Genomic DNA, 26,176 nt, shown 5'->3' with positions numbered 1-26,176 from the left:
GGCCCGTGGTCCACGGTGTCAGCGGCGGATCGACCAGCCCCGCTCCCGCAGCTCCGCGGTGAGCTGCGGCACCGCGCCCGGCTCCACCATGAGCTGGATGAAACCGGCCTGCTGACCGGTGGCGTGCTCGATGCGGACGTCCTCGATGTTGACCCCGGCGCGGTCCGCGTCGGCGAAGATCCGGGCCAGCTCACCGGGCTGGTCACCGATGTGGACGGCGACGACCTCGTACGCGGCGGGGGCGGCGCCGTGCTTGCCGGGCACCCGCTCGCGCCCGGCGTTGCCGCGGCGCAGCACATCCGCTATGCCCTCGGCGCCGCCGGTCCGCTTCTGCTCGTCCGCGGATTCCAGGCCCCGCAGCGCGCGGACCGTACCGTCCAGATCGGCGGCGACCTCGGCGAGGATGTCGGCGACCGGGCCGGGGTTGGCGGAGAGGATGTCGAGCCACATCGCCGGCTCGGAGGCGGCGATGCGGGTGACGTCCCGGATGCCCTGGCCGCACAGGCGCACCGCGGTCTCGTCGGCGTCCTTCAGGCGGGCGGCGACCAGGCTGGAGACCAGTTGCGGGGTGTGCGAGACGAGGGCGACGGCGCGGTCGTGCGCGTCGGCGTCCATGACCACCGGGACGGCGCGGCAGAGCGCGACCAGCTCCAGGGCGAGGTTGAGGACCTCGGTGTCGCCGTCCGGGGACGGGGTCAGGACCCAGGGCCGCCCCTCGAAGAGGTCGGCGGTGGCCGCGAGCGGGCCGGAGCGCTCCCGGCCGGCCATCGGGTGCGTACCGAGGTAGGCGGAGAGGTCGCAGCCCAGCTCCTGGAGCTGGCGGCGCGGGCCGCCCTTGACGCTGGCGACGTCGATGCAGGCGCGGGCGGCGCCGCGGCGGAGCACCCCGGCGAGGGTCTGCGCGACATGCGCGGGCGGTACCGCGACGACGGCGAGATCGACCGGGCCCGCGGGCGGGGTGTCGGTCCCCGCGCCGAGCGCCGCGGCCGTACGGGCCTGCGCCGGGTCGTGGTCCTCCAGATGGACCCGGACCCCGCGGGCCTGGAGGGCGAGCGCGACGGAGGTGCCGATCAGGCCCGTGCCGATGACGAGTGCGGATCTCACTGGGCGATGTCCTTTCGCAGCGCCGCGGTGGCGCCGAGGTACACATGCGCGATGCCGGCCTTGGACAGTCCGGTCTCGACGTGGGCGAGGACCCGCACCACCCGCTCCATGGCCCCGGGGACGTCCATCTCCTGGGCGCACAGCAGCGGGACGTCGGTGATCCCCAGGCGGCGGGCGGCGGCGGCCGGGAAGTCGCTGTGCAGGTCGGGGGTGGCGGTGAACCACACGCTGATCAGGTCGTCCGGCCGCAGCGCGTTGCGTTCCAGGAGCGCGGTGAGGAGGTCGCCCACCCGCTCGTGCATGTGCTCGGCGTCGTCCCGCTCCAACTGGACGGCCCCGCGGACCGCTCGTACGCTCACCTGCTGCTCCCTGCCTCGGTGCGCACACCCCGCACGCACACGATCAAGGGTAGCCAGGACCACCGACAGCCGTGCGGCGGCGACCGGTCCGCGGACGGCCGCCGCCGGTCAGACGTCCCAGGCGGCGCCCAGGGCCAGCAGTTCGTCGCGGTGCTCGATGCGGTCGGTCCACTCCTTCGGCCAGGCGTCGGCGCCGAGCCGGGCCCCGGCGAACGCCCCGGCCAGGCAGGCGAGGGAGTCGGAGTCGCCGGAGCTGACGGCGGCCCGGCGGACCGCGGCGACCGGCTCGTCGGGGAAGAGCAGGAAGCAGTACAGGGCGGTGGCGAGCGCCTCCTCGGCGATCCAGCCGGCGCCGGTGGCCGCGCAGGGGTCGGCCTCGCGGTCCGGGGCGCGCAGCGCGGCGTCCAGCCGGTCGAGGACGCCCAGGCAGTCGTCCCAGCCGCGGGCGGCGTACCGCTGCGGGGTGGCGTCCCCCGAGCGGCGCCACAGGTCGCCGAGCCAGTCCTCCCGGTAGACGGTGCGCCAGGCGTGGGCGTGCGCGCGCAGCAGGGCGGTCAGCTCGTGCGGATGCGCGCCGTCGGCGAGGGCCCGGACGGCGTACGCGGTGAGGTCGGAGGCGGCGAGCGCGGTGGGGTGGCCGTGGGTGAGGGCGCCCTGGAACTGCGCGGCGCCGGAGCGCTGCCGCGCGGAAAGGCCCGGTACGAGGGCGACGGGCGCCACCCGCATGTTGGCGCCGCACCCCTTGGAGCGGATCGGCGCCGCCTCGCTCCAGTGCGTACCCGGCTCGGCGAGCCGGGCGCAGGCGGTGAGGCAGGTGGTGCCGGGGGCGCGGTTGTTCTCCGGGGAGCGCCACCAGGCGATGTACTCGGCGCGGGCCGCCGGCTCCAGCAAGGCGGCGGTGAGCGGCCCGGCGGGCCGCGCGCGCTCCAGCGCCCGGCCCAGAGCCAGCGTCATCTGGGTGTCGTCGGTGATGAGCGCGGGCTCCGGCAGCGGCAGCCGGCGCCAGTCGCCGTGTTCGGCCAGGATCGCCGGTACGCCCTGGAACTCGGTCGGATAACCGAGCGCGTCCCCCAGTGCGAGCCCCATCAGTGCGCCGGTCGCCGCGGTACCCATGAAAACCACCCCTTAATCGTCACAGTGACAATAAGGGGTGGTGATCGTTACGGGCAAGCGGCGTCCGTTACAGGTCGACCTCGCGCATCAGCATGCCGACCTCGGTGTTGGTCAGGCGGCGCAGCCAGCCGGACTTCTGGTCGCCCAGCGCGATCGGGCCGAACGCGGTGCGCACCAGCTTGTCGACGGGGAAACCCGCCTCGGCCAGCATCCGCCGCACGATGTGCTTGCGGCCCTCGTGCAGGGTGACCTCGACGAGGTAGTTCTTGCCGGTCTGCTGCACGACGCGGAAGTGGTCCGCGCGGGCGTAGCCGTCCTCCAGTTGGATGCCGTCCTTGAGCATCCGGCCGATCTCGCGCGGCAGCGGGCCCTGGATCGCGGCGAGGTAGGTCTTCTGCACGCCGTAGCGCGGGTGCGTCAGCCGGTGGGCCAGCTCACCGTGGTTGGTGAGCAGGATGATGCCCTCGGTCTCGGTGTCCAGCCGCCCGACGTGGAAGAGGCGCGTCTCACGGTTGGTGACGTAGTCGCCGAGGCACTGGCGGCCGTCCGGGTCCTCCATCGTGGAGACCACCCCGGCGGGCTTGTTCAGCGCGAAGAAGAGGTACGACTGGGTCGCGACGGTGAGGCCGTCGACCTTGATCTCGTCCTTCTCCGGGTCGACGCGGACGCCCTGCTCCAGGACGATCTCGCCGTTGACCTCGACGCGCGCCTGCTCGATCAGCTCCTCGCACGCCCGCCGCGAGCCCATACCGGCGCGGGCCAGCACCTTCTGCAGCCGCTCGCCCTCCTGCTCGCCGAACGTCTTCGGGGTCTTGACCTGCGGCTTGTTGTGGCGGGCGCGGTTGCGCTCCTCGATCTTGGCGTCCAGCTCGCGGGGGCGCGACGGCGCCTGGCCCCGGCCACGCTGCGGACCGCCCTTGGGGCCGCCCTGCTTCGCGCCGGTACGGGGGCCGCCCTTCGCGCCGCCCCGGGCCGCGGCGCCCCGGGCGCCGCCGCTCTTCGGGGCCCCGCCGCGGCCGCGGCCCTCGCCGCCCGGCCCGCCGGACTCGCCCACGTCGTAGCGGCGCTCCTCGGGACGGGGGCGGCCCGCGCGCTGCTGCTTGTCGTCGCGCTTGTTCCCGGCGCCACGGTAGTTGCCCCTACCGCCGCCGCTGCCCGTGCTGTTCCTGCCGCTGCTTCGCATCAATGATCCGTCTGAGAGTCGCCGCTGTCGTCCACTTCGAACGACGGGATACCTTCCGGGGAGTCGCGCTCGACCGCCTCCGCCTCCGGGAGGAACGGTGCCAGCTCCGGGAGCTCGTCCAGGCCACGCAGGCCCATCCGCTCCAGAAAGTACGTCGTCGTCCTGTACAGGATCGCACCTGTTTCGGGTTCCGTCCCCGCCTCCTCCACGAGCCCGCGCTGGAGGAGGGTGCGCATCACGCCGTCACAGTTGACCCCGCGTACGGCGGAGACCCGGGAACGGCTGACCGGCTGACGGTACGCGACCACGGCCAGAGTCTCCAACGCGGCCTGGGTCAGCCGGGCCGTCTGCCCGTCCAGGACGAAGCCCTCCACGGCGTCCGCGTACGCGGCGCGGGCGTAGAACCGCCAGCCCCCCGCGACCAGCCGCAGGTCGAAACCGCGGCCCTGGCGGGTGTACTCGTCCGCCAGTTCGCGCAGCGCGAGCGCGACCGCGCGGCGGGGCCGCCGCACCACCCGGGCCAGGTGCTCCTCGGTCGCCGGGGCGTCGACGACCATGAGGACGGCCTCCAGCGCGGGCTTCAGCTCCAGCTCCGCGACGACGGGCGCGCCGACCGGTTCCGCGGGCCGCGCGGGCCCGCCCTGCTCCGTGACGTCGTACGCCTCACCGGGCCCGCTCACGCGCGTTCCTCCTCGTCGTCCTCGTCCTCGCTGCCGCCGGACGTGCCGTCCGCCGTGTCCTCCGGCCCGTCGGCGGGCCGTCCCTCGTATCCGTCGGTGACCTGCGGCACCGCCCCGTCGGTCCCCGTCCAGCGGGCCGTCAGCGGCCCCAGGGCCTCCGGCTGGTCCAGGGCCACCGCCCGTTCCCGGTACAGCTCCAGGAGCGCCAGGAAGCGCGCCACGACGGTGAGGGTGTCGGGGGCGTCGGCCACCAGCTCGGCGAAGGTGCGTGCCCCCGCCTCGCGCAGCAGCGCCGCCACCACCTCGGCCTGTTCCGCGACGCTGACCAGCGGCGCGTGGATGTGGTCGGTGTAGACCTGCGGACGGGCCCGGGGTTGCATCGCCTTGACGGCGAGCCGGGCGAACCCCTCGGGGCCGATGCCCAGCACCACCTCCGGCAGCAGCTCGGCGTGCTCCGGCTCCAGCCCGACGGTCCGGGGGTACCGGCGCGCCTCGTCCGCCAGCCGCTCGCCGAAGATGTCGGCGATCCGCTTGTACGCGCGGTACTGCAGCAGCCGGGCGAAGAGCAGGTCACGGGCCTCCAGCAGCGCGAGGTCCGCCTCGTCCTCGACGGCGGCGACGGGCAGCAGCCGGGCGGCCTTGAGGTCCAGCAAGGTGGCGGCGACGACCAGGAACTCGGTGGTCTGATCGAGGTCCCAGTCCGTGCCCATGGCCCGGATGTACGCCATGAACTCGTCGGTGACCTGCGAGAGCGCGACCTCGGTGACGTCCATCTTGTGCTTCGAGATCAGTTGCAGGAGGAGGTCGAAGGGCCCCTCGAAGTTGTCCAGCCGGACGGTGAAACGGCCGTCGGCGGGGGCGTCGGGCGCCTCGTCCGTGCTTCCGGGCGCGGCGGGCTCCGTAGCACCGGGGGCGGCGGGCTCCGTGGCAACCGGGCCGGTGGGCTCCGTAGCACCGGGGGCGGCGGGCTCCGTGGCAACCGGGCCGGTGGGCTCCGTAGCACCGGGGGCGGCGGGCGGCTCGTCCGCGTTTCCGCCCGCGTCCGCTTCCGGAGCCCCGGGTGCGTCGGCCTCCGGCGCCTCCTCGGGGGCGGCGGGCTCCGGCGCCTCCTCGGGGGCGGCGGGCTCCGGCGCTCCGGCTCCGGGTGCCTCCGCCGCCGCGGGCCCGTCCGGACCGTCCGCGTCGGTCGCGCGCCCCGGGTCCGCCGGGTCCGGTTCCGGGTCCGCCGTGCCGTCCGTGGCCCCCCGGCCGAGGGGACGGCGCGGGGGCCGCGGGGAGGCGGTGTCGTGCTGGGTCGTCGGCATCGTGGTCCAGGGTGCTGCGGGCCCCGCGGGCGGGCTGGCTGGCGCGCGGGCGGCGGGCCCGCGCGGAGGCAGGCTATCGGGGCCCGGGGCGGCCGCCGGTCGTCGGCGGGCCGGGCCTAACGACCGCGCAGCCGCCGCACCAGGATGCTGGCGTCGCCGCGGGACTCCAGGTCGGCGAGGACGACGGCGACCGCCTCGCGGACGATCCGGCCGCGGTCGACGGCGAGCCCGTGCTCACCGCGGAGCACCAGCCGGGCGTGTTCCAGGTCCATCAGCTCCTCGGCGGAGACATAGACGGTGATCTTCTCGTCGTGGCGTTCGCGGCCGCTGGGGCGGCGGTTGGCGCCCCGGCCACCGCGGCGGCGGCCTGCCTGTCCGGCAGGGACGGCGGCCTCCTGGGCCGCCCGGCTCTCCGCCCGGCGGTGCCCGCCGGCCCCCTCCTGCTCCGCGTCCCGCCCGCCGTGCTCGGCCGGTGCGGTACGCGCCGCGGGCACGTCCGCCGCCTCGGCCTCACCGACCGGCGACGGCACCCGGGGCGCCTCGTCGCCGGCTTCGGCCGTACGGCGGGGCGGTGAGGACTGCAGGCCCGTGCCCCCGGTGGTGCGGAACAACTCGTCGGCGCCCGGCAGACTCACTCGGCGTGACACCGGGCGAGCACCTCCCTGGCGAGCTGACGGTAGGCGGCGGCACCGACGGAGTTGGAGGCGTACGTGGTGATCGGCTCGCCCGCGACGGTCGTCTCGGGGAAGCGGACCGTACGGCCGATGACGGTGTGGTAAACGTGATCGTCGAACGCCTCCACGACGCGCGCCAGCACCTCACGGCTGTGCACGGTGCGGGAGTCGTACATCGTCGCCAGGATGCCGTCCAGCTCCAGGTCGGGGTTGAGCCGCTCCTGGACCTTCTCGATCGTCTCGGTGAGCAGCGCGACACCGCGCAGCGCGAAGAACTCGCACTCCAGCGGCACGATGACCTTGTGAGCCGCCGTCAGCGCGTTCACGGTGAGCAGACCGAGCGAGGGCTGGCAGTCGATGACGATGTAGTCGTAGTCGTTCATCAGCGGCTTGAGGGCGCGCTGCAGCGTCGACTCCCGCGCCACCTCGCTGACCAACTGCACCTCGGCGGCGGAGAGGTCGATGTTGCTGGGCAGCAGGTCCATGTTGGGGACCGCGGTCTTGAGCAGCACCTCGTCGGCCGACATGCCCCGCTCCATGAGCAGGTTGTAGACCGTCAGGTCCAGCTCCATCGGGTTGACGCCGAGGCCGACCGACAGGGCGCCCTGCGGATCGAAGTCGACGAGCAGCACCCGGCGCCCGTACTCGGCAAGTGCGGCGCCCAGGTTGATGGTCGAGGTGGTCTTGCCGACCCCGCCCTTCTGGTTGCACATCGCGATGATCTTGGCGGGGCCGTGCTCCGACAGCGGTCCCGGGATCGGGAAGTACGGCAGCGGACGGCCGGTCGGGCCGACGCGCTCGCGGCGCTGACGGGCAGCGTCCGGCGCGAGCGTGGCCGCGTACTCGGGGTCCGGCTCGTACTCCGCGTCCGGATCGTAGAAATGCCCCTGGGGCAGGTCGTCGTAGTCGGCGAGACGGGTGGAATCTCCACTGCCCCGGTCGCCGGCCGTGGCGTTCACGTAATGGCCGTCCATGCTCTGGTGGGCTGTCGAGGTCGTGCTCGGGTGGGCTGCGAGGGTACGGACCGCTGCGGAGCCGACAGCCTCGTGCCCCGAGGGGGCCTGGCCCCGCGCAACCGCTCCTGGCTGAGCACCTCCGGGAGTAATTGTCGACTCATTCACAAGTCGTCGTACCTCCTTGGATGTAACCAGGAAACTTATCGATAGGTCAGCGTGACACCATGCCGACGGTTGGCGACTCTATGGCGTGTCGGGCGTCCGCAGCAACACAATCCACCCGACCCGGCGCGATGTGACGGATAAGAAACCCGCCCATGTCAAGGGTGCAAGCCGCGCGCAGACGAGGCTTCGGGGGTGCGCGAATCACCTCAAGGGTTACGTACGACGCGAGTTGCGCGCCCCCGCGCCGGTGCCGCTCCGAGGGCGTGGTACGGGCGTGCCGCCAACGCGGCCGGCCGGGCCCCGTCGACGGGACCCGGCCGGTTTCTTCCGCGTGGGCACGCGGAGTTGACGCTCAGCCCAGCAGGTCGCTCAGCTCCACGGACTCCAGGCCGTGCGCCTCGGCCACCTCGCGGTAGACGACCTTGCCGTCATGGGTGTTGAGGCCCTTGGCCAGCGCGGCGTCGCGGCGCAGCGCCTCGACCCAGCCGTTGTTGGCGAGCGAGACGATGTACGGCAGCGTCGCGTTGGTCAGCGCGTAGGTGGAGGTGTTGGGCACCGCGCCGGGCATGTTGGCGACGCAGTAGAACACCGAGTTGTGGACCTGGAAGGTCGGGTCGGCGTGCGTGGTGGGGTGCGAGTCCTCGAAGCAGCCGCCCTGGTCGATCGCGATGTCGACAAGGACACTTCCGGGCTTCATCTTGGCGACCAGCTCGTTGGTGACGAGCTTGGGGGCCTTGGCACCGGGGATCAGGACCGCACCGACGACGAGGTCGGCCTCGACGACGGCCTTCTCCAGCTCGTAGGCGTTGGAGACGATCGTCTGCACCTTGGTGCCGAAGATCTTGTCGGCCTCGCGGAGCTTGTTGATGTCCTTGTCGAGCAGGGTGACGTGGAAGCCGAGGCCCACGGCGATCTGCACGGCGTTCCAGCCGGAGACGCCGCCGCCGATGACGACCGCCTTACCCGCCTGGACGCCGGGGACACCGCCGGGCAGCACACCGCGGCCACCGGCCTGGCGCATCAGGTGGTAGGCGCCGACCTGCGGGGCGATACGGCCCGCGACCTCGGACATCGGGGCGAGCAGCGGCAGCGCGCGGCCCGCGGTCTCGACGGTCTCGTAGGCGATGGCGGTGGTGCCGGACTCCAGCAGCGCGTCGGTGCACTCACGGGAGGCCGCGAGGTGCAGGTACGTGAAGAGGGTCTGGTCCTTGCGGAGGCGGTGGTACTCCTCCGCGATCGGCTCCTTGACCTTCAGGAGCAGGTCGGCGGTGGCCCAGACCTCGTCGGCGGTGTCGAGGATGCTCGCGCCGGCGGCCACGTACTCCTCGTCGGGGATGGAGGAGCCGACACCGGCGTCCTTCTCGATGACGACCTGGTGGCCGTGGCGGACCAGCTCGTGGACACCGGCGGGCGTGATCGCCACCCGGAACTCGTTGTTCTTGACCTCGCGGGGGATGCCGACCTTCACGTCGATCACGGTCCTTGAAAGAGTGCTTACAGGAGAATTATCCCTCATGTGACACATGACGGAACTGACCGCGAGCGACGCGGCGAACCCAGTCTATTGAAGGATCCTCTCTTGTCTAGCCTTGCAAAGCATTAATTCTTTTCAAGACCACCACCGATTTCGTAGGTCACTTGGGATGATCTTGGAGGAGTTGTTCCCCTGCGGCGCGGTGGAGCCGTGCGGCTGCCGGGTCGCCGAGCCCGTCGAGGAGGTCCGCAATCCGAAGCTGGAGCCCCGCCTCCAGGCCCATGTCATCCGCGCCACGTGCGGTGTGCAGGGCCTCCAGTGAGGTCCGCAGCGCCTCCTCGGGCCGTCCGGCGCGCTCCTGCACTCGCGCCACCTCCGCCGTCGCACGCGCCTGACCTGCGAGATCACCGAGCCTGCGGGAGGTACGGGCGGCGGCGCGCCACTCCTTGAGCGCCTCCGGCCACCGTCCGGCCCGGCCGTGCGCCGCGCCGATCCGGCCGTGCAGCCGCGCCGCGTCCGCGCTCTCGCCCCGGCTCAGCCGCAGCTCCAGGGCGCGGCCGTACCAGTCGGCGGCGCGCTGCCAGTCCCCCAGCTCGCTGTAGGTGCCGCCGAGCGATTCCAGGGCGCGGCCGGTGGCCACGGTGTCGCCCGCGGAACGGGCCGCCTCCAGGGCGGCGCGGTACCGGGCGAGCGCCGCCTCGGTACGGCCGGCGCCGCCGTCCAGATCGGCGAGGTTGAGCAGCGCCGCGGCCTTCTCCCGGCCCAGACCCCGGCGTTCGGCGACCTCCAGGACCAACTCGTGCAGGGCGTAGAGGTCACCGGCGGCAGCCTCCGGGCCCTCGTGCGCCATCAGTGTGCGGACCAGGGTGGCGATCAACCGCCGGTCCAGCGTGTCGAGTTCACCGTCGGACACCGCGAGGCGGGCCGCGTCCAGCAGGGCGGCGCGGCGGCGGCGCAGCCAGGCGGCGGCCGCCGCGCGGGAGGGGAAGCGCAGCGCGTACGGCAGCGAGTCCGCCCGCTCCCGCGCGGGCGATCCGGCCGGCTCCCCGCTCCCCCGGCAGGACTGGAGCAGCCGGACGGTGCGCTCCAGCATCCGCGCGCGGGCCAACTGGATCTCGGCCGGACGCTCGTAGACACGCAGCAGCTCCGCCGCCGCGGTGGCGAGGCAGCCGGGGAGCCGGTAGCGGGGGCCGCCGTCGGCGCCGCCGGATCCGGGGCGTACGGCCGGCGGTTCCGGCTCGTCCGGCTCCTGGTGCAGCAGCCCGAGCGCGGCCAGATCGGCGAGGGAGGTCCCGGCGGTCTCCAGGGTGGAGCCGGCCAGCGCGGACGCGGTGTGCGCGTCGACCAGGCCGGGCGGGGCGAGGGAGAGCAGCCGCAGCAGCCGGGCCACGGACGGCGGCAGCGCGTCGTGGGCCAGCAGGAAGGCGCGGCGCAACGGGCGTTCGCCGACGGGGAGTTCGTCCGGCGGCTCCACCGTGCGCAGCGCCGTCCGCAGGTCCGATACGGACGCCTTGGGGCGGGCCGCGAGCCAGCCGCCCGCCAGGACCAGCGCGGCCGGCTGCCCGCCGCACTCCTCGACCACGGCGTCGGCCGACCGCGGGTCCACGGTGATCCGTACCGGCCCCGCGAACCGGGCCAGCAGCGCGACCGCGGCGGCCCCGTCCAGTCCGCCCAGGGTGCACGGCCGGACGTCGGGGATGCCGGTGAGCGGGCCCTCGGACACCACGACGACCAGGCAGTCCGGCGCGTCGGGCAGCAGCGGGTCGACGTACTCGGCGCCGGGCGCGTCGTCGAGGAGGAGGACCGCGCGGCGGGCCGTCAGCGCCGCGCGCAGCGCCTCGGCCGGTTCGTCGTCGTCCGAACCCGCCGGTGCGGTGGCACCGAGCGCGGTGAGCAGCCCGCGGGCGACGTCACCGGTGGGTACGGGGACGCCGCCGGGGCCGGACAGCCGGGCCCGGAACACGCCGTCCGGATACCCGTCGGACAAGGTGCGCAGCAGCTCCTCGGCGAGCGCGGTCCGGCCGCAGCCGGGCCGCCCGGCGATGAGCAGCACCCGGCTGCGGGGGCTCTTGCGCCCGGAGAGGGTGTCGAGCCCGGCCCGTTCGATATCGGCCCGGAGCGCCTTCAGCTCCCGGGACCGGCCCAGCAGCCCCCGCGCCGGCACAGCTCCCGCCGCACCTCGCGGCGGGCCGGCGGGCCGCGGCGGGACGACGACGGCGCGGGGGATGGAGTCGGCCTCGGGCACGGGCACGGGCACGGGCACGGAGAGCGGGGGCGCGGCGGGCGGGACGGGCGGCGGCGCGGCCTTCTCGGAGGAGGGAGCGGCGGCCGGTGGTGTGGTGGGCATGGCGGGTACAGCGGGGGCGGGCTTCCCGGCCGGCGGCACGGACGGCATAGACGGCATGGCGGACGGCGGCACGGACGTCACGGACGGCATGGCGGACGGCGGCATGGCGGGTACAGCAGCGGCGGGCTCCCCGGCCGGCTGCACCGACGACAAGGCGGTCGGCGGCGCCGACGGCATGCCGGGAAGGGCCCCGTCGACCGGCGGCCCGGCGGGCACAGGCCGCCCGGTCACCGGGGCGGGGGCCACCGCATCGGCCGTCGCCCCGAGAACGCCCTTCGCCCCGGGCACGTCGGAGCTGTCGGGCGCCTCCTGCGCGTCGGGCCCAGCGGCCACGGTCGCGGGCTCCGGACCGGCGGCCACGGTCACGGACCGCGGACCGGTCGCCGCGTCGCCGTCGTCCTTCGGCACCCGTCCGCCGTCCGCCGGGGCGGCGTGTCCCGCCGTCTCCGGGGGACGGCGCCCAGTGCCCACCGCCTGGTCCGTCACGGGCCACTCTCCCGTCCACCTGCGTCCACCTGCGCATACGAGCCCGCCGCCGGTCGCGGACGGGAACGCTGACGAGCGTAGTTCACACCCCGTCATGCCCCGTGCTCCGCGCGGGCATTGGCGTTCGGGTCACTCCGCCGGATCAGCGGATCATCCGACCGGGGAGGGTGGCGGGCCCGGCGGACCGGCGCCGGGCGGGCGGCGGATCAGGCGTCGAAGGGGCGGGCCGGCCAGGGCGCGTCGGCCGGGCGCAGCGTCTCCAGACCGGGGCCCCGCTGGGCCGCGACGAGCGACAGGACACCGACGACCAGGCAGTTGTTGTGCAGCTCCCCGGCGAGCACGCCGCGTACCAGCTCGTCCAGCGGGATCCGCGCCAGCTCCATGTCGGTCTCCTCCTCGGAGACCGCGAACCGCTCGCCCTCCGCCTCGGCCAGACCTCGGGCGAGGAAGACGCGGACCGCCTCGTCGCAGCCGCCCGGCGTGGTGTAGACGTCGGTCAGCACCCGCCAGTCGTCGGCCTTGACGTGCGCCTCCTCGTACAGCTCGCGCTGGGCGGCGTGCAGCGGGTTCTCGCCGGGGACGTCCAGCAGTCCGGCGGGGATCTCCCACAGCTTGTGGCGCACCGGGTGGCGGTACTGGCGCAGGACCAGCACCCGGCCGTCGTCGTCGAGGGCGAGGACGGCCACCGAACCGGGGTGGACCTGGTAGTCACGGCGGGCGGTGGAGCCGTCCGGCATGACGACCTCGTCGGTACGCACGCTCGTCTTGTTCCCGGTGAACGGCGTGGTGGTCGCGGTGACCGTCCACTCCTCGGGGGTGTCCTCGATCCTCATGCGTCCTCCTGATTGTCCTCATCAACGCAGAAACCGGGGCAGCGACCTCGTACGAGATCCCTGCCCCGGCTCCACCGTAACGGCCGGGTGATGCTTACTTCCCGGCGCCCGTCTTCTGCGCGACGGCCGCCTTCACCAGGCCCGCGAAGAGCGGGTGCGGGCGGGTCGGGCGGGAGCGCAGCTCCGGGTGGGCCTGGGTGGCGACGAGGTAGGGGTGCACCTCGCGCGGGTACTCGACGTACTCGACGAGCTTGTTGTCCGGGGAGGTGCCGGAGAAGACCAGACCGGCCTTCTTCTCCAGCTCACCGCGGTAGGCGTTGTTGACCTCGTAGCGGTGGCGGTGGCGCTCCTCGACGTAGGGGGCGTCGTCGTAGGTCTCGCGGACGATCGAGCCCTCGGCGAGCTTGGCCGGGTACATACCGAGCCGCATCGTGCCGCCCATGTCGCCCTCACCGGCGACGATGTCCATCTGCTCGGCCATCGTGGAGATGACCGGGTGGGCGGCGGCGGGGTCGAACTCGGTGGAGTTGGCGCCCTCGATACCGGCGAGGTTGCGGGCCGCCTCGATGACCACGCACTGCAGGCCCAGGCAGAGGCCGAGCAGCGGCAGCTTGTGCTCGCGGGCATAGGTGATCGCGCCGACCTTGCCGTCCACACCGCGGTCGCCGAAGCCGCCGGGGATGCAGACCGCGTCGCAGTCGCCGAGCTGCTCGGCGGCGCCCGCCGGAGTCTTGCAGTCGTCGGAGGTGACCCACTTGATCTTCACGCGGGTCTTGTTGGCGAAGCCGCCCGCGCGCAGCGCCTCGGTGACCGAGAGGTAGGCGTCCGGCAGGTCGATGTACTTGCCGACCAGCGCGACCTTGACCTCGTGGTCGGGGTTGTGGACGCGCTCCAGCAGGTCCGCCCACTGGGTCCAGTCGACGTCGCGGAACGGCAGGTCCAGCTTGCGGACGACGTAGGCGTCCAGGCCCTCGGCGTGCAGCACCTTGGGGATGTCGTAGATCGACGGGGCGTCGATCGCGGCGACCACGGCGTTGTCGTCCACGTCGCACATCAGCGAGATCTTGCGCTTGATGGCGGTGGGGACCTCGCGGTCGGCGCGGAGCACGATCGCGTCGGGCTGGATGCCGATGTTGCGCAGCGCGGCGACGGAGTGCTGGGTCGGCTTGGTCTTCAGCTCACCGGACGGGCCGATGTAGGGCAGCAGCGAGATGTGCACGACGAAGACGTTGTCCCGGCCGACCTCGTGGCGGACCTGGCGGACGGTCTCCAGGAACGGCAGCGACTCGATGTCGCCGACCGTGCCGCCGACCTCGGTGATGACGACGTCGACGTCGTCGGTCGCCATCCGGCGGATGCGGTGCTTGATCTCGTTGGTGATGTGCGGGATGACCTGCACGGTGTCGCCCAGGTACTCGCCGCGGCGCTCCTTGGCGATCACGGTGTTGTAGACCTGGCCGGTGGTGACGTTGGCGCTGCCGTCGAGGTCGACGTCGAGGAAGCGCTCGTAGTGGCCGATGTCCAGGTCGGTCTCGGCGCCGTCGTTGGTGACGAAGACCTCACCGTGCTGGAACGGGTTCATCGTGCCGGGGTCGACGTTCAGGTACGGGTCGAGCTTCTGCATCGTGACCCGCAGGCCCCGCGCCTTGAGCAGCGCGCCGAGGCTGGAGGCCGTCAGGCCCTTGCCGAGCGAGGAGGCGACGCCCCCGGTGACGAAGATGTGCTTGGTCGTCGTGGCTGCGTTCTTTCGAGAAGCAGAGGGCGGCATGGCCAAGAGGGGGCTCCCGTGGTCGCGAGTGGAGAGGTGCGATGCGGCGCCGTCCCCGGTTGTACGAGGGGTGCCTTCGCTGCGGCTCGGGGGTGCCGTGACATCTGCCGTGACATTTGTGGGGCCCACCGGTCCACGGGATACCAGGCTATCAGCGACCGGGGATGGTCGCGCCCGGCGGCGCCCTCCGCACCTCCTCCGCCCCACGTCACCCGAACGAGTGACACCCCTGTTCGCGGGCGTCGCGCGGGGCCCCGGAGGCCGTCGTATCCTGCTCGGACACTCGTTACGAGCCGTCCGGTGAGGCACCACCCCCGCCCGTTCTCCGGTCCCGCTGCTCGACAACGTTTCATGGGCAGGACGGACAGCCATCACGTCCCGAGGGGGCGTGACTCCAGTTCGACGGGAGACGCACGTGGCCGGGCGCATCGAGGACTACGCACTCATCGGCGATATGCAAACCGCCGCACTCGTGTGCAGGGACGGCATGGTGGACTGGCTCTGCCTGCCCCGTTTCGACTCCCCGGCGGTCTTCGCCGGGCTGCTGGGCACCGAGGAGCACGGCTTCTGGCGGATGGGCCCCGCGCACTCCGAGGGCACCCGCCCGCTCCCCGCCGACCGCCGCCGATACCGCGGCGACTCGCTGGTCCTGGAATCGGAGTGGGACACCCCGCAGGGCACCGTCCGGGTGATCGACTTCATGCCGCCGCGCGACGGCGCGCCGCAGCTCATCCGCATCGTCGAGGGTGTCAGCGGCACCGTCCCGGTCCGCTCCGAGCTGCGGATGCGGTTCGCGTACGGCTGGGTGGTGCCGTGGGTGCACAAGGTCGACGGGCGGACGGTCGCGGTCGCCGGTCCGGACTCGGTGTGGCTGGACACGACGGCGCAGACGTACGGCGAGGAGCTGACCACCTACTCCGACTTCACCGTCGCGCCGGGTGAGCGGGTCGCCTTCACGATCAGTTGGCAGCCCTCGCACCACCAGCCGCCGGCGCTGGCCGAGCCGGAGAGTTCGCTCGCCGCCACCGAGGAGTTCTGGCGCGAGTGGGTCGAGCACTGCACGTACCACGGGCCGTACCGGGACGCGGTGGTCCGGTCGCTGATCACGCTGAAGGCGCTGACGTACGCGCCGACCGGCGGGATCGTGGCCGCGCCGACCACCTCGCTGCCGGAGGATCTGGGCGGCTCACGCAACTGGGACTACCGCTTCACCTGGCTGCGGGACGCCGCCATCACCCTGTCGTCGCTGCTGCGGACGGGCTACCGCGAGGAGGCGCGCGCCTGGCGCGAGTGGCTGCTGCGGGCGGTCGCCGGGGACCCGGAGAACCTCCAGATCATGTACGGCATCGCCGGTGAGCGGGAGCTGGGCGAGAACGAGCTGGGCTGGCTGCCGGGGTACGAGAACTCCCGGCCGGTGCGGGTCGGCAACGGCGCCGCGGGGCAGGTCCAGCTCGATGTGTACGGCGAGGTCATCGAGGCGCTGCACCTGGCGCACATGACGGGGCTGGCCCGGAACGACTACGCCTCGCTGCTGCAACTGAAGCTGATCGACTGGGTGGAGAAGCACTGGAGCGAGCCGGACGAGGGCATCTGGGAGGTCCGCGGGCCGCGCCGCCACTTCGTCCACTCCAAGGTCATGACATGGGTCGCGGTGGACCGCACCATCAAGCTGATCGAGGCGGGCGACGCCGAGGGGCCGCTGGAGCGCTGGAAGGAGCTGCGCGACCGGATCCACCGGGACGTCTGCGAGAAGGGGTACGACAAGGAGCGCAACACCTTCACGCAGTCCTACGGCTCCCGGGAGCTGGACGCGTCGTTGCTGCTCATCCCGCAGATGGGGTTCCTGCCGCCGGACGACAAGCGCGTCATCGGCACCATCGAGGCGATCCAGCGGGAGCTGTCCACCGAGGACGGTTTCATCCTGCGCTACCCGACCTCCGGTGACGAGGCGGGGGTGGACGGTCTGGAGGGCGACGAGGGCGCGTTCCTGGCCTGCTCGTTCTGGATGGCGGACGATCTGGCGATGATCGGGCGGGTGGAGGAGGCGCGCACGCTCTTCGAACGGCTGCTGGCGCTCCGCAACGATCTGGGGCTGCTCGCCGAGGAGTGGGACTCCGCCAACCAGCGCCAGGTGGGGAACTTCCCGCAGGCGTTCAGCCACGTCCCGCTGATCGACACCGCGCTGCGGCTGACGGCGAGCGGCGCGTACGGCGGCGGCTGAGCCGCGGGGCGCAGACGTGGGGAAGGGGCCGTCCCGGGTGGGGCGGCCCCTTCCGTGTGCGCCGGTGGTCAGTTCCCGGTGCGGGCGCGGGGGGCCAGGGTCAGGGCGAAGACGGGCAGGGTGAGGAGGGCGGCGGCCGCGTTGAGGCCGCCGTAGCCGATGAGGGCGACGAGGCCGCCGGCGACGGCGCCGCCCGCCGCGCCCGCGAGGTTCATCAGGGTGTCGGCGAGGCCCTGGATCTCGGAGCGCTGCGCGGTGGGCAGCGACTCGGTGAGGAGGGTGGAGCCGGCGATGGTGACGCAGGACCAGCCCAGGCCGAGGGTGAACAGGGCGCCGACGGTGGCGGTGTGGCTGGTGCCGGCGAGTCCGGCGACGGTGGCCGTGACGAGGTAGAGCGCCTGGCCCAAGAGGATCACCGGGATCCGGCCGAGGCGGTCGGCGAGCCGTCCGACCAGCGGTGACAGCGCGTACATCCCGGCGATGTGGAGGCTGACGCTGAAGCCGACGACGCTCAGGCCCGCGCCGCGGTGGGCGAGGTGGATCGGCGTCATCGTCATCACGGAGACCATGACGGCGTGGCCCAGGACGATCGTGGCCAGGCCGAGGCGGGCGGCGGGCACGGCGCGGACCACCCGGAGCGCCTCGGCGAAGCGGGCGGTGAAGCGCGGGGTGGCGGGGGCGGCCGGTGCGTCCGGGGCGGGTGAGCCCGGGGCGGGTGAGCCCGGGGCGGGCGCGGCGGGGGCGGCCGGTGAGCCCGGGGCCGGTGCGCCCGGGGCGGGCGCGGCGGAGGCTGCCGGTGCGGGCTCCCCCCGAGCGGGCTCCCCCGGCTCACCCCGAACGGGCTCCCCCGGCTTCCCCAGCTCACCCGGCCCGGCCCCCCGCTCCCCGGGTGCGCCCGGTGTCCCGCCGTTCTCCGTGCGGGTGAGTTCGGCGGCGAGGCGGAGCGGGTCGGGGCGGAGCAGGAAGTGGTTGATCGCCCAGCCGCCGGTGAAGGCGACGGCGGAGAAGAGGAACGTCCCGGACTCCTCGGGCAGACCCAGCGCGCGGGCGACGGGCTCGCCCGGACCGGTGAGGTTGGGGCCGATGACGCTGCCGACGGTGGTCGACCAGACGACCAGGGAGAGGGAGCGGGCGCGGTTGCCGTCGTCGGCGAGGTCGGCGGCGGCGTACCGGGACTGGAGGTTGGCGGCGGTGCCCGCGCCCAGCAGGAGGGTGCCGGCGAGGACCGGTTCGGGGCGGCCGAGGTGCGCGCCGAGCAGGACGAACAGGGTGCCGGCGGCGGCGATCAGCCAGCCGGCGCCCAGGCCGGCGCGGCGGCCCCGGGAGCGGGAGAGCGCGGCGAGCGGGATGCCGAGGAGGGCGGCGCCGAGCGTCGCGGAGGTGGTGGCGAGCCCGGCGAGCGCCTCCGAGCCGCTGAGCCGACCGATCAGCAGCGCCCCCGCCGAGAGCGTCGAGCCGATGCCGATGCCGGCCACGACCTGCGCGGACATCAGGACCCGGACGGTGCGCCGCTGGACGGCGGCGACAGCCGTACGGTCCGGCCCGGGCGGCGGCCCGGACCGTATGCGATCGGCCGGGCCGTCGGACGTGTGTGCGGTACCTGACATGCGGCCCAGCGTAGGAGCGGGGGCGGCGCGACCCCCACCGATATCCGGCCAGGGCGGGCGGCCGGACGGCCGGAACGGTGCGCCGCCGGGGCACCACCGGGCGGAACGGTGCGCCGCCGGGCGGGGCGGGGCGCCACCGGCCGGAACGGTGCGCCGCCGGGCGGGGCGGGGCACCACCGGCCGGGGCGGGACCACGGCGGGCGGGGCGGGACCACGGCGGGCGGGACGGGGCCGCGGCGGCGGACGGTCGCCGGGCCGCCCCCGGTGTGCCCGCGGACCGGTGGCCGCTCGGTGTACGGCTGAGGGCGGCCACCGGTGACAGGTGAGGGTGGCCGCCCGGTGTCCGCGGAACGGCCGCCCCGGCCGCCGCCGCGGAGGCGGTCACCGGGGCGGCCGCCCCACGTCCCGTCAGAACGCGGTGAGCGTCAGGGTGATCTCCTTCGGGGCGCCGTCCTCGATGTACGAGGCGAACCCGGCGACGTCGTCGAAGGCGAAGCCGTACGCCTTGCCGTCGCGGGTCGCCTCGTGCATGGCCTTGGCGTAGTGGTTGGTGAGCTGCTGCTGGTAGAAGGCGGCCGGATCGGTGCCGGGCTGGGCGTCGGCGGTGGTGAGGATGGAGCGGTTGAGGGCGGCGCCGAGGATCGCGGCGACCGGGCCGAGAGTGCCGTCGTTGGGCGCGGCGAGGGCGCCGTCGCAGAAGAGGACGTCGCGGGTGGACGGCTTGTCGAAGGAGACGTTGCCGGGGCCGGTGAAGGTGAACTTGCCGCCGGAGACCCGGCCGGTGAAGGTCCCGGCGTTGGTGGTGACCTTGAGGTCCTTGCCCTCGTACGTGGACCACGCCTCGTCGATGGCGGGGGCGAGATAGTCGGCGGCGAACAGGCCGCTGTCCAGGCCGTGTCCGGGGGCGATGACGCGCTTGTCGCCGACGACCAGCTTGCCGAAGCCGTCGGCCGCCTTGACGTCGGAGAAGACCTTGGCGCGGGCGCCGTCCTTGAGAGTGCCGGTGGTCTGCTCCTTCGCGCCGTTGAGCTTGATCTCCAGCGGCACGCTGAACATGTCGACCATGGTGGTGTTGCAGTACATACCGCCGGAGTTGTAGGTGAACTCCGCGCAGTCGTGCAGCACCGGGTAGTTGGGGTCGCCCTCGACCCAGCCCGCCGGGTAGGCGAGCGCGGCCTTGCCGTTGCCGTCCTCGACCGCCTTGAACTTCAGCTTGTCGCCGAGCGCGACGTAGATCCGGCCGGACATCTGCGGCAGGTTCACCGTGGTGGTGCCGCTGCCGGCGAGCGGGATGGCGTAGTCGGTGAAGCCGTCCGGGCCGTTGTCGCCGAGGGCGACGGGGGCGAGCTGTCCGTCGGGGGTGACGCGGACCTGCTGGGTGCCGTCGTTGCCGACGATGTAGACGCTGATGGAGGCGTTCTCGTACGCGCCGGTGTTGTTGACGACATGCAGCGGCATCCCGGCGGCGGCGGTGTTCCCGAGCAGGGGCGCGGGCTGCGCGAACGCCCGGGGGGCGAGGGCGAGTCCGGCGGTGGTGGCGGCGAGCGAGCCGAGCAGGGTACGGCGGCTGATCACGGGTGACTCCTTCACGGGGTGGGGGCGGAGGCAGGTGCGGCGACCGAGATGGCAACGTTGTCGACCAGCAGGGAGGCGCCGGGTTCCGTGGTGTCGGTGGGGGTGGCGTGGCCGGCGACACCGTCCGGGAAGCCGCCGCCCATCGCGAGGTTCAGCAGGACGAAGTGGCCGTGGTGGGTGGCGCGGGCCCAGGTGTCGGCGTCCATCTCGGAGGCGGCGACGGTGTGGTACGCGACGCCGTCGAGGAACCACGTCAGCTTCTCGTGGGCGGGGTCGGTGCGGTCGAGTTCGAGGGCGTAGGTGTGGAAGGTGTCCCGGCAGCCGGTGCAGGGGTGCGAACCCCCCTTGCCATCCGTCTCGTTGCAGGGTCCGCCGGGGGTGACGCCGCAGTGCAGGGTGCCCCAGAGGGTGTCGGCGCCGTTGACGTTCTCCATGACGTCGAACTCGCCGACGGCGGGCCAGTTGCCGGTGTCGCGGAAGTCGGCGCCGAGCGTCCAGAAGGCGGGCCAGTAGCCGAGGGCCTTGCCGCCGCTGACCTGCGGCAACTGGATGCGCGCCTCGATGCGCAGGGCGCCGCCCTCGGGTGCGGCGAAGTCGGTGCGCTGGGTCTCGATACGGCCGGAGGTCCAGCCGCCGTCCTTCTTCAGTGCGGTGATCTTGAGGTGTCCGGCGCCGTCGAGCTGGAGGTTCTCCGGGGCGTCGGTGTACGTCTGGACCTCGCCGGTGCCCCAGTGGTCGGGCCCGCCGGGGTAGCCGGTGCCGGTGTCGGTGATCCAGTCATCGGCGGAGGGGCGGGATCCGGCCGCGCCGTCGAAGTCGGTGCGCCAGACCTCCTGGAAGGCGGGGGCCGCCTCTCCGGCGGAGGCGGCGGGCGGGGCGGACCAGAGGGGTACGGCCGCCGCCAGGGCGCAGGCGGCGGCGGCCACGCACATCCTGATTTTCATGATCATGTCATTCTCCTCGACACGGTGGGGGGTACGGGAGGAGTCTTCGCGGGCGCCGATGAGAGCGCTCTCACGCGTGGGAGCACCCTGCCGACTCGGCGGGGCGGCGTCAACCCGCTCTGGAGAAAAAGGAGTTGGACGGTGGCGGATCCGAACAGCCGACGGCCCACACTGGAGGCGGTCGCCGCGCACGCCGGGGTCTCACGGGCGACGGTCTCGCGGGTGGTCAACGGCCGGGCCGGGGTCCGGCCCGCGGTGCGCGAGCGGGTGGCGCGGGCCGTGGCCGAGCTGGGGTACGTCCCCAACAGCGCGGCCCGCTCCCTGGTCACCCGGCGCACCGGCGCGGTCGCCGTGGTCGTCGGCGAACCGGAGGAGCGGGTGTTCAGCGACCCGTTCTTCGGACGGCAGCTACGCGGCATCGGCCGGGAACTGGCCGCCGCGGACACCCAACCGCTTTTGCTGCTGGTGGAGAGCCGCGCGGACTGGCCGCGGATCGGCCGCTATCTCGCCGCCGGGCACGTCGACGGCGCGCTGATGTTCTCGCTCCACCACGACGCGCCGCTGCCGTCGGTGGCGGTGCGCGCCGGACTGCCGGTGGTCTACGGCGGACGGCCCGGCTGGGCGGGCGCCGCGGACGATCCGGGGGTGCGGTACGTCGACACCGACAACCGCGACGGCGCCCGGCAGGCCGTACGGCATCTGCGCGCCCGCGGGCGGCGCACCGTCGCCGTCATCACCGGACCGCTCGACCAGACCTCGGCCGCCGACCGGCTGGCGGGATACCGCGACGCGCTGGCGCCCGGGGCGTACGATCCCCGGCTGGTCGCGGACGGCCGGTTCACCGCGGACGGCGGTCGGGCGGCGATGGCCCGGCTGCTGGACGCGGCGCCGGAGCTGGACGCCGTCTTCGTCTGCTCGGACCTGATGGCGTCCGGGGCGCTGCGCACCCTGCGGGAGCGGGGGCGGCGGGTGCCGCGGGACGTGGCGGTGGTCGGCTACGACGATCTGGAGCCGGCCGTCCGCTGCGATCCGCCGCTGACCACGGTGCGGCAGGACGTGACGGAGCTGGGGCGGCTGATGGCGCGGATGCTGCTGCGGGAGATCACCGACCCCGGGGACGCGGGCCCGGCGTCCGTCGTCACCCCGGCCACGCTGGTGGTCCGCGCCTCCTCCGGCTGACGGTCCGGTGACCGCCGGCGTCCGCCGTGACGTGGGACGACGCGCGCCGGGTACGGTCGGTGCCATGGGGCCGGAGACGACGATCGAAGCGGAGATCACCGTACGCAGGGCGCTGGAGCTGCCCGCGCTGCGGCGCGGTCTGCCGGAGGTGGTGGCGGGCGGCGACGGGCTGGACGGTCCGGTGCGCTGGGTGCACGCCGGCGAGGTGCCGAACATCGCCTCGCTGCTCAAGGGCGGTGAGCTGCTGCTCACCACGGGGCTGGGGCTCGGTGCCCGCCCCACCGAGCAGCGGGCCTTCGTCCGCGATCTCGCCGACCGGCGGATCGCGGCGCTCGTGGTGGAGCTGGGCGCGCGCTTCACCACGCTCCCCGCGGCGCTGGTCGACGCGGCCCGCGACTGCGGTCTGACCCTGATCCAGCTCCACCGTGAGGTCCCGTACGTCACGGTCACCGAGGAGATCCACACCGAGATCGTCAACAGCCACTACACACTGCTGCGCCGCGCCGACGCCCTCATCCGGCGCTGTACGGACGCGCTGCTGCGCGGCGGCGGCGCGCCGGAGGTGCTGCGGCTGCTCGCCGACTTCACCGGTAATCCGCTCTGCCTGGAGTCGGCCGACGGCAGTCCGCTGTACGCGGCGGGACCGCAGGGCGGCGGCGACGGGCCCGCGGACGCCGATCCGCTGCTGGCCTGGGAAGGGCTGCGGGAGACCGGTGTCCGCGTCGACGTGCCCGGGGGCGGGCCGGGCCCTGACGCGGTACGGGCGCGGCTGGTGCTGCTGCCGGTCAACTCCCCGGCGGTGCCGGTGCACCGGATCGCGGCGGCGCGGGCGGCCGATCTGCTGGCGGTGGTGATGCTCCAGTCCCGTCAGGAGGAGGTACTGGCGGCGCGGGGCCGGGGCGACTTCCTGGCCGATCTCGCGGAGGGCCGGGTGTCGGCGGCCGAGGCGCCGGGGCAGGCGCGGCTGCTGGGGTTCCGGCCGGGCGGCGATCCGGTGCTGCCGGTGGTGATGCGGCTGCCGTCCGGGCTGGTGTCGGACGGCGGCTGGGCGGTGCTGGCGCAGGCGCTGCGCGAGGAGTTGACGGCGCTGGGCGTGCCGGTGCTGCTGGGCGTCCGGCCGGTGGAGGGGCGGGTGCCGCTGCTGGTGGCGCTGCGCGCGGGACGGGCCCGGGAGGCGCTGGCCGACCGGGTGGCGCAGGCGCTGCACACCGGGGTGGCGCGGGCCGGTCTGGACCGTCCGGCGGCGGCGCGGCCGGTGGTGGTGGTCGGCGCGGCGGGCGAGTGGGCGGCGGCCGGGCCCGGGCTGCGGCACGCGGCCCAGGCGGCGGCCGCGGCGCAGGGGTTGGCGCACCAGCCCTGGTACGACGCGCGGCGCCTGGACATCGAACTGCTGCTGTGGCGGATGCGCGAGCACGGCGGCGAGGAGGTCCTCGCGGACTTCGTGACCCGCGCCATCGGCCCGCTGATCAGCCACGACAAGGCGGCCCGTCAGCCGCTGCTGCCGACGTTGGAGGCGTATCTGGCGAGCGCCGGCCGCAAGGCGGAGACGGCCCGCGCCCTCAACGTCAACCGCCAGACCCTCTACGACCGCCTGGCCCGCATCGCCCATCTCCTCGGCACCGACCTGGACGACCCCCAGACGGTCCTGGGGCTACGGCTCGCCCTGCGGGCGCGGCGGCACGCGGAGCGGGGGTAGGGGCGAGGCCGCCGGATCACCGCTTCCGGCGGGGCGGGGGCGGTCGGCCGGTCCCGCGCCGGGCTGCGGGGTTGCGGGTCGCTTCCGTTCAAGCCCGGGGTCGGGGGCCGGGTGGCCTCCGTCCGGGCCGCGGACGGGCCGCGGACGGGTGGCCTCCGTCCGGCCCCGCGGACGGGCCGCGGCCGGGCCGGGTGGCCTCCTCCCGGCCCCGGGGCGGGCCGCGCCGGGTGGCCGGAGCGCCGGGCCGGTGCCCGGACGGCCTCATCCGCTCAGGTCCGGCACACCCGCATCGCGCGGGGCGCCGGGTGACGGTCCGCTTCCGCCGGAACCGGACGCGTCAGGCACCGCCGGGCCGGTGACCGGGGAGCCGGTCCGCGCCGGGCTGCCGGGTGGCTTCCGTTCAGGCCCGGCCGGTCCGGCGCCCGCTCAACCGGCGGCCGTCTCCAGTGCCGTTCCCACGCCGAGGGCGACGAGGACGCCGCCGGTCGTGCCCTCCAGGCCGCGGTGGATCCGGGGGCGGCGCAGCCAGGCGGAGAGGCGGCCGGCGCCGAGGGCCACGAGGAGGAGCCAGCCGGCGGCGATCACCGCGTCGACGGCGCCGAGCAGCAGCGTCGCGCCGAGGACCGAGCGGCCCCGGGGCAGGAACTGCGGGACCACGGCGACGAAGAAGATCCCGACCTTGGGGTTGAGCAGGCAGCTCAGCAGGCCCTGGCGGAAGCCGCGCAGCGCGGTGCCGGCCGCCTCCGGCGCCGTCCCCCCAAAAGCGCCGGGCCCCGGCGCGGCGGAGCGGCGGCACGCCCACAGCGCCTGGACGCCCAGCACCGCGAGATAGCCGGCGCCCAGGAGACGTACGGCGGTGAAGGCCGCGTCCCAGCGCTGGAGGGCGGCGGCCAGGCCGAAGGCCGCGGCGACCGCCCAGGCCAGGGAGCCCGCCGCGGCGCCGAGGGCGGTGGCCGCGCCCGAGCGGCGGCCGCCGCGCAGGCAGTTGCGCAGGACCAGCAGGGTGTCCGGGCCCGGCACCACCGTCATCAGCAGGGCGAAGAGCGCGAAGCCCGCCATCGCTGCCGTCATCCGTCCGCCCGCCTTCCGCCCCGGGGCCCGCGCACCCGCCGTTCCGTCCGGGTCACCGTAACGGCGCCGGGCGGTGCCGGATCAGGCCGGGGTGCGGGGACGGACGGGGCGGGCCACCTCGTCGTAGACGCTCAGGACCTGGGCGACCGCGGCATCCTCGGTGGGCCAGTCGGCCGCCCGGAGCGGGCCGGCGGCGGCGAGGGCGGCGCGGCGGTCCGGGTCGTCGAGGAGGCCCGAGACCGCGCGGGCGAGGGCGACCGCGTCGCCGGGGCGGATCAGTTCGGCGGCGGGGCCGAGGAGTTCGCGCAGCTCCTCGGTGGCGGCGGCGATCAGCGGCGTCCCGGCGGCCGAAGCCTGGAGGGCGAGCGGCGGCCGGGCCTCCCAGCGGCCCGGGACGGCCACCACATCGGCGGCGGCGAGGATTTCGGGCAGGTCGGCGCGGTCTCCGGCGAGGAGGACGGGCAACTCCTCGATGTCGATCCGGCGCTGGAGGGCGGCGCGGCGGGCGCCCTCACCGACGACGACCAGCAGCGGGCAGGGCTCACGCGCGGTCCAGGCGTGCGCGGCGTCCAGCAGCAGATCGTGCTCCTGGCGCTCCTCCAGCGGTCCGGCGGCGAGCAGCAACGGGCGGTCCACCGCGCCCAGTTCGGCCCGGACCTTGTGGTGCCCGCGGTCGGTGGTGCCGTCATCGGCGGGCCGGGGGCCCGGCGGGGCGAGCGGGGCCAGCCGGGCATCGCGGGCACCGCGCTCGCGGGCGCGGTCGACGAGCCCGGCGCGAGCGCCGAGGACGACGGTGGCGGCGCGCGCCAGCCGCCGCTCCCGCAGCCGCACCAGCGCGCCCGCCGCGCGGGCCGCGGTGTGCCAGGTGACGACGAGCGGCAGGCGGTCGCCGCGCGCGCCGCGCACGGTCCGCAGCACCGGCAGGGCGCTCGACCCGGCCCGTACGCCGTGGGCGTGGACCACGTCGGCGTCGCGGAAGGCGCCGCGCAGCGCGGCGAGCGCGGCCGGACCCGCCGCCACCGGGACGAACCGGGCCCCGGCCGCGGCGAAGCCGTGCGCCTCCTCGACCGGGCGCGGGGCGCAGACCGTGACCCGGACGCCCCGGGCGATCAGGCCGGCGGTGAGCGCGCGGACGTGGGCGGCGCTGCCCGCGGCGCCGTGGCCCAGCACCTGGACCGCGCGCAGTGGCGCCCGGCCGGGCGGCGGGGACGGCGTACGGGTCACGGCGGGAACTCCTGGGTCGGCGGGCTGGGATCCGTACGGCGGAACGGTCGGGCGGAGCGCACACCGGCGGGTCACCGGAAGGTGTACAGGGGGCGCGCGGGGAGCCTGCGGGCTCCGGGGGCGCGCGCGGGGGGCGGGGCGTGGCGCCCGCCGTGGCACCGCGCACCAGGATGCCAGGCCGCGCGCGTCAATTCCGCACCGTTCGCCCGCCGT

Annotated in this window: 20 protein-coding genes; 3 read left to right on the top strand and 17 right to left on the bottom strand. The window is 74.7% G+C overall.

Annotation, left to right across the window (positions count from 1 at the left end):
• Window positions 1-18 precede the first annotated feature (18 nt).
• From ACGH2B_RS22985 to ACGH2B_RS22930, 12 genes are all read right to left on the bottom strand, one after another.
• Complete coding sequence (locus ACGH2B_RS22985; protein ID WP_399093039.1) at window positions 19-1,104, bottom strand: prephenate dehydrogenase; 1,086 nt, start codon at window positions 1,102-1,104, stop codon at window positions 19-21.
• A complete protein-coding gene (aroH, locus tag ACGH2B_RS22980) occupies window positions 1,101-1,463 on the bottom strand; it encodes a chorismate mutase (RefSeq protein WP_399093036.1) in 363 nt (120 codons plus the stop codon). Before aroH ends, ACGH2B_RS22985 begins: the two co-directional genes overlap by 4 nt.
• A 108-nt stretch (window positions 1,464-1,571) precedes the next feature.
• A complete protein-coding gene (locus tag ACGH2B_RS22975; protein ID WP_399093033.1) occupies window positions 1,572-2,576 on the bottom strand; it encodes an ADP-ribosylglycohydrolase family protein in 1,005 nt (334 codons plus the stop codon).
• A 67-nt stretch (window positions 2,577-2,643) separates the two neighbouring features.
• On the bottom strand, window positions 2,644-3,759 hold the full coding sequence (locus ACGH2B_RS22970) for a pseudouridine synthase (RefSeq protein ID WP_399093030.1): 1,116 nt from the start codon (window positions 3,757-3,759) through the stop codon (window positions 2,644-2,646).
• Window positions 3,759-4,439, bottom strand: coding sequence for an SMC-Scp complex subunit ScpB (gene scpB / locus ACGH2B_RS22965; protein WP_399093027.1), 681 nt, complete (start codon window positions 4,437-4,439; stop codon window positions 3,759-3,761). Before scpB ends, ACGH2B_RS22970 begins: the two co-directional genes overlap by 1 nt.
• On the bottom strand, window positions 4,436-5,743 hold the full coding sequence (locus ACGH2B_RS22960; RefSeq protein WP_399093024.1) for a segregation/condensation protein A: 1,308 nt from the start codon (window positions 5,741-5,743) through the stop codon (window positions 4,436-4,438). The genes scpB and ACGH2B_RS22960 overlap by 4 nt, the downstream gene beginning before the upstream one ends.
• Before the next feature lie 116 nt (window positions 5,744-5,859).
• Window positions 5,860-6,378 (bottom strand): hypothetical protein, encoded by a 519-nt coding sequence (locus ACGH2B_RS22955; protein WP_399097248.1) that lies wholly within the window; start codon window positions 6,376-6,378, stop codon window positions 5,860-5,862.
• Window positions 6,375-7,391 carry a ParA family protein gene (locus tag ACGH2B_RS22950; RefSeq protein WP_399093021.1) on the bottom strand — a complete coding sequence of 339 codons (1,017 nt, stop codon included), beginning with the start codon at window positions 7,389-7,391 and terminating at the stop codon, window positions 6,375-6,377. The genes ACGH2B_RS22955 and ACGH2B_RS22950 overlap by 4 nt, the downstream gene beginning before the upstream one ends.
• Window positions 7,392-7,890: 499 nt before the next feature.
• A complete protein-coding gene (gene ald / locus ACGH2B_RS22945; RefSeq protein ID WP_399097245.1) occupies window positions 7,891-9,006 on the bottom strand; it encodes an alanine dehydrogenase in 1,116 nt (371 codons plus the stop codon).
• Window positions 9,007-9,172: 166 nt separating this feature from the next.
• On the bottom strand, window positions 9,173-11,359 hold the full coding sequence (locus tag ACGH2B_RS22940) for a tetratricopeptide repeat protein (RefSeq protein WP_399093017.1): 2,187 nt from the start codon (window positions 11,357-11,359) through the stop codon (window positions 9,173-9,175).
• Between the two features lie 692 nt (window positions 11,360-12,051).
• Window positions 12,052-12,678: an NUDIX domain-containing protein gene (locus ACGH2B_RS22935; RefSeq protein ID WP_399093014.1), complete on the bottom strand. Its 627-nt coding sequence runs from the start codon at window positions 12,676-12,678 to the stop codon at window positions 12,052-12,054.
• Window positions 12,679-12,772: 94 nt separating this feature from the next.
• The gene (locus ACGH2B_RS22930; RefSeq protein ID WP_399093011.1) at window positions 12,773-14,446 is read right to left on the bottom strand and encodes a CTP synthase; all 1,674 of its coding nucleotides are present in this window, start codon (window positions 14,444-14,446) and stop codon (window positions 12,773-12,775) included.
• Between the two features lie 415 nt (window positions 14,447-14,861).
• On the opposite strand from ACGH2B_RS22930, the gene ACGH2B_RS22925 reads away from it, so the two are divergent.
• The gene (locus ACGH2B_RS22925) at window positions 14,862-16,667 is read left to right on the top strand and encodes a glycoside hydrolase family 15 protein (RefSeq protein WP_399093008.1); all 1,806 of its coding nucleotides are present in this window, start codon (window positions 14,862-14,864) and stop codon (window positions 16,665-16,667) included.
• 68 nt (window positions 16,668-16,735) lie between these two features.
• Here the strand turns inward: ACGH2B_RS22925 and ACGH2B_RS22920 are convergent, their stop codons facing one another.
• The 3 genes from ACGH2B_RS22920 to ACGH2B_RS22910 form a co-directional block, all read right to left on the bottom strand.
• Window positions 16,736-18,274: an MFS transporter gene (locus ACGH2B_RS22920; protein WP_399093005.1), complete on the bottom strand. Its 1,539-nt coding sequence runs from the start codon at window positions 18,272-18,274 to the stop codon at window positions 16,736-16,738.
• 408 nt (window positions 18,275-18,682) lie between these two features.
• Window positions 18,683-19,849, bottom strand: coding sequence for a beta-1,3-glucanase family protein (locus ACGH2B_RS22915; RefSeq protein ID WP_399093002.1), 1,167 nt, complete (start codon window positions 19,847-19,849; stop codon window positions 18,683-18,685).
• Window positions 19,850-19,860: 11 nt separating this feature from the next.
• Window positions 19,861-20,799: a glycoside hydrolase family 16 protein gene (locus tag ACGH2B_RS22910; protein WP_399092999.1), complete on the bottom strand. Its 939-nt coding sequence runs from the start codon at window positions 20,797-20,799 to the stop codon at window positions 19,861-19,863.
• 135 nt (window positions 20,800-20,934) lie between these two features.
• Between ACGH2B_RS22910 and ACGH2B_RS22905 the strand changes: the two genes are divergently transcribed.
• Entirely contained in the window at window positions 20,935-21,972 is a 1,038-nt protein-coding gene (locus ACGH2B_RS22905; protein ID WP_399092996.1) for a LacI family DNA-binding transcriptional regulator, read from the top strand.
• A 64-nt stretch (window positions 21,973-22,036) separates the two neighbouring features.
• Complete coding sequence (locus tag ACGH2B_RS22900; RefSeq protein ID WP_399092994.1) at window positions 22,037-23,668, top strand: PucR family transcriptional regulator; 1,632 nt, start codon at window positions 22,037-22,039, stop codon at window positions 23,666-23,668.
• Between the two features lie 426 nt (window positions 23,669-24,094).
• Here ACGH2B_RS22900 and ACGH2B_RS22895 read toward each other — a convergent pair whose 3' ends face one another.
• Both ACGH2B_RS22895 and ACGH2B_RS22890 read right to left on the bottom strand, forming a co-directional pair.
• Window positions 24,095-24,739 carry a LysE family translocator gene (locus ACGH2B_RS22895; protein WP_399092991.1) on the bottom strand — a complete coding sequence of 215 codons (645 nt, stop codon included), beginning with the start codon at window positions 24,737-24,739 and terminating at the stop codon, window positions 24,095-24,097.
• An 81-nt stretch (window positions 24,740-24,820) separates the two neighbouring features.
• Complete coding sequence (locus tag ACGH2B_RS22890; RefSeq protein ID WP_399092988.1) at window positions 24,821-25,963, bottom strand: glycosyltransferase family 4 protein; 1,143 nt, start codon at window positions 25,961-25,963, stop codon at window positions 24,821-24,823.
• Window positions 25,964-26,176: the final 213 nt, after the last annotated feature.

This window comes from Streptomyces sp. BBFR2 (assembly GCF_044497305.1).
GTDB lineage: Bacteria > Actinomycetota > Actinomycetes > Streptomycetales > Streptomycetaceae > Streptomyces.
Note: the sequence above shows the minus strand (reverse complement) of the source record. Positions and strands in the feature narration are given on the sequence as shown.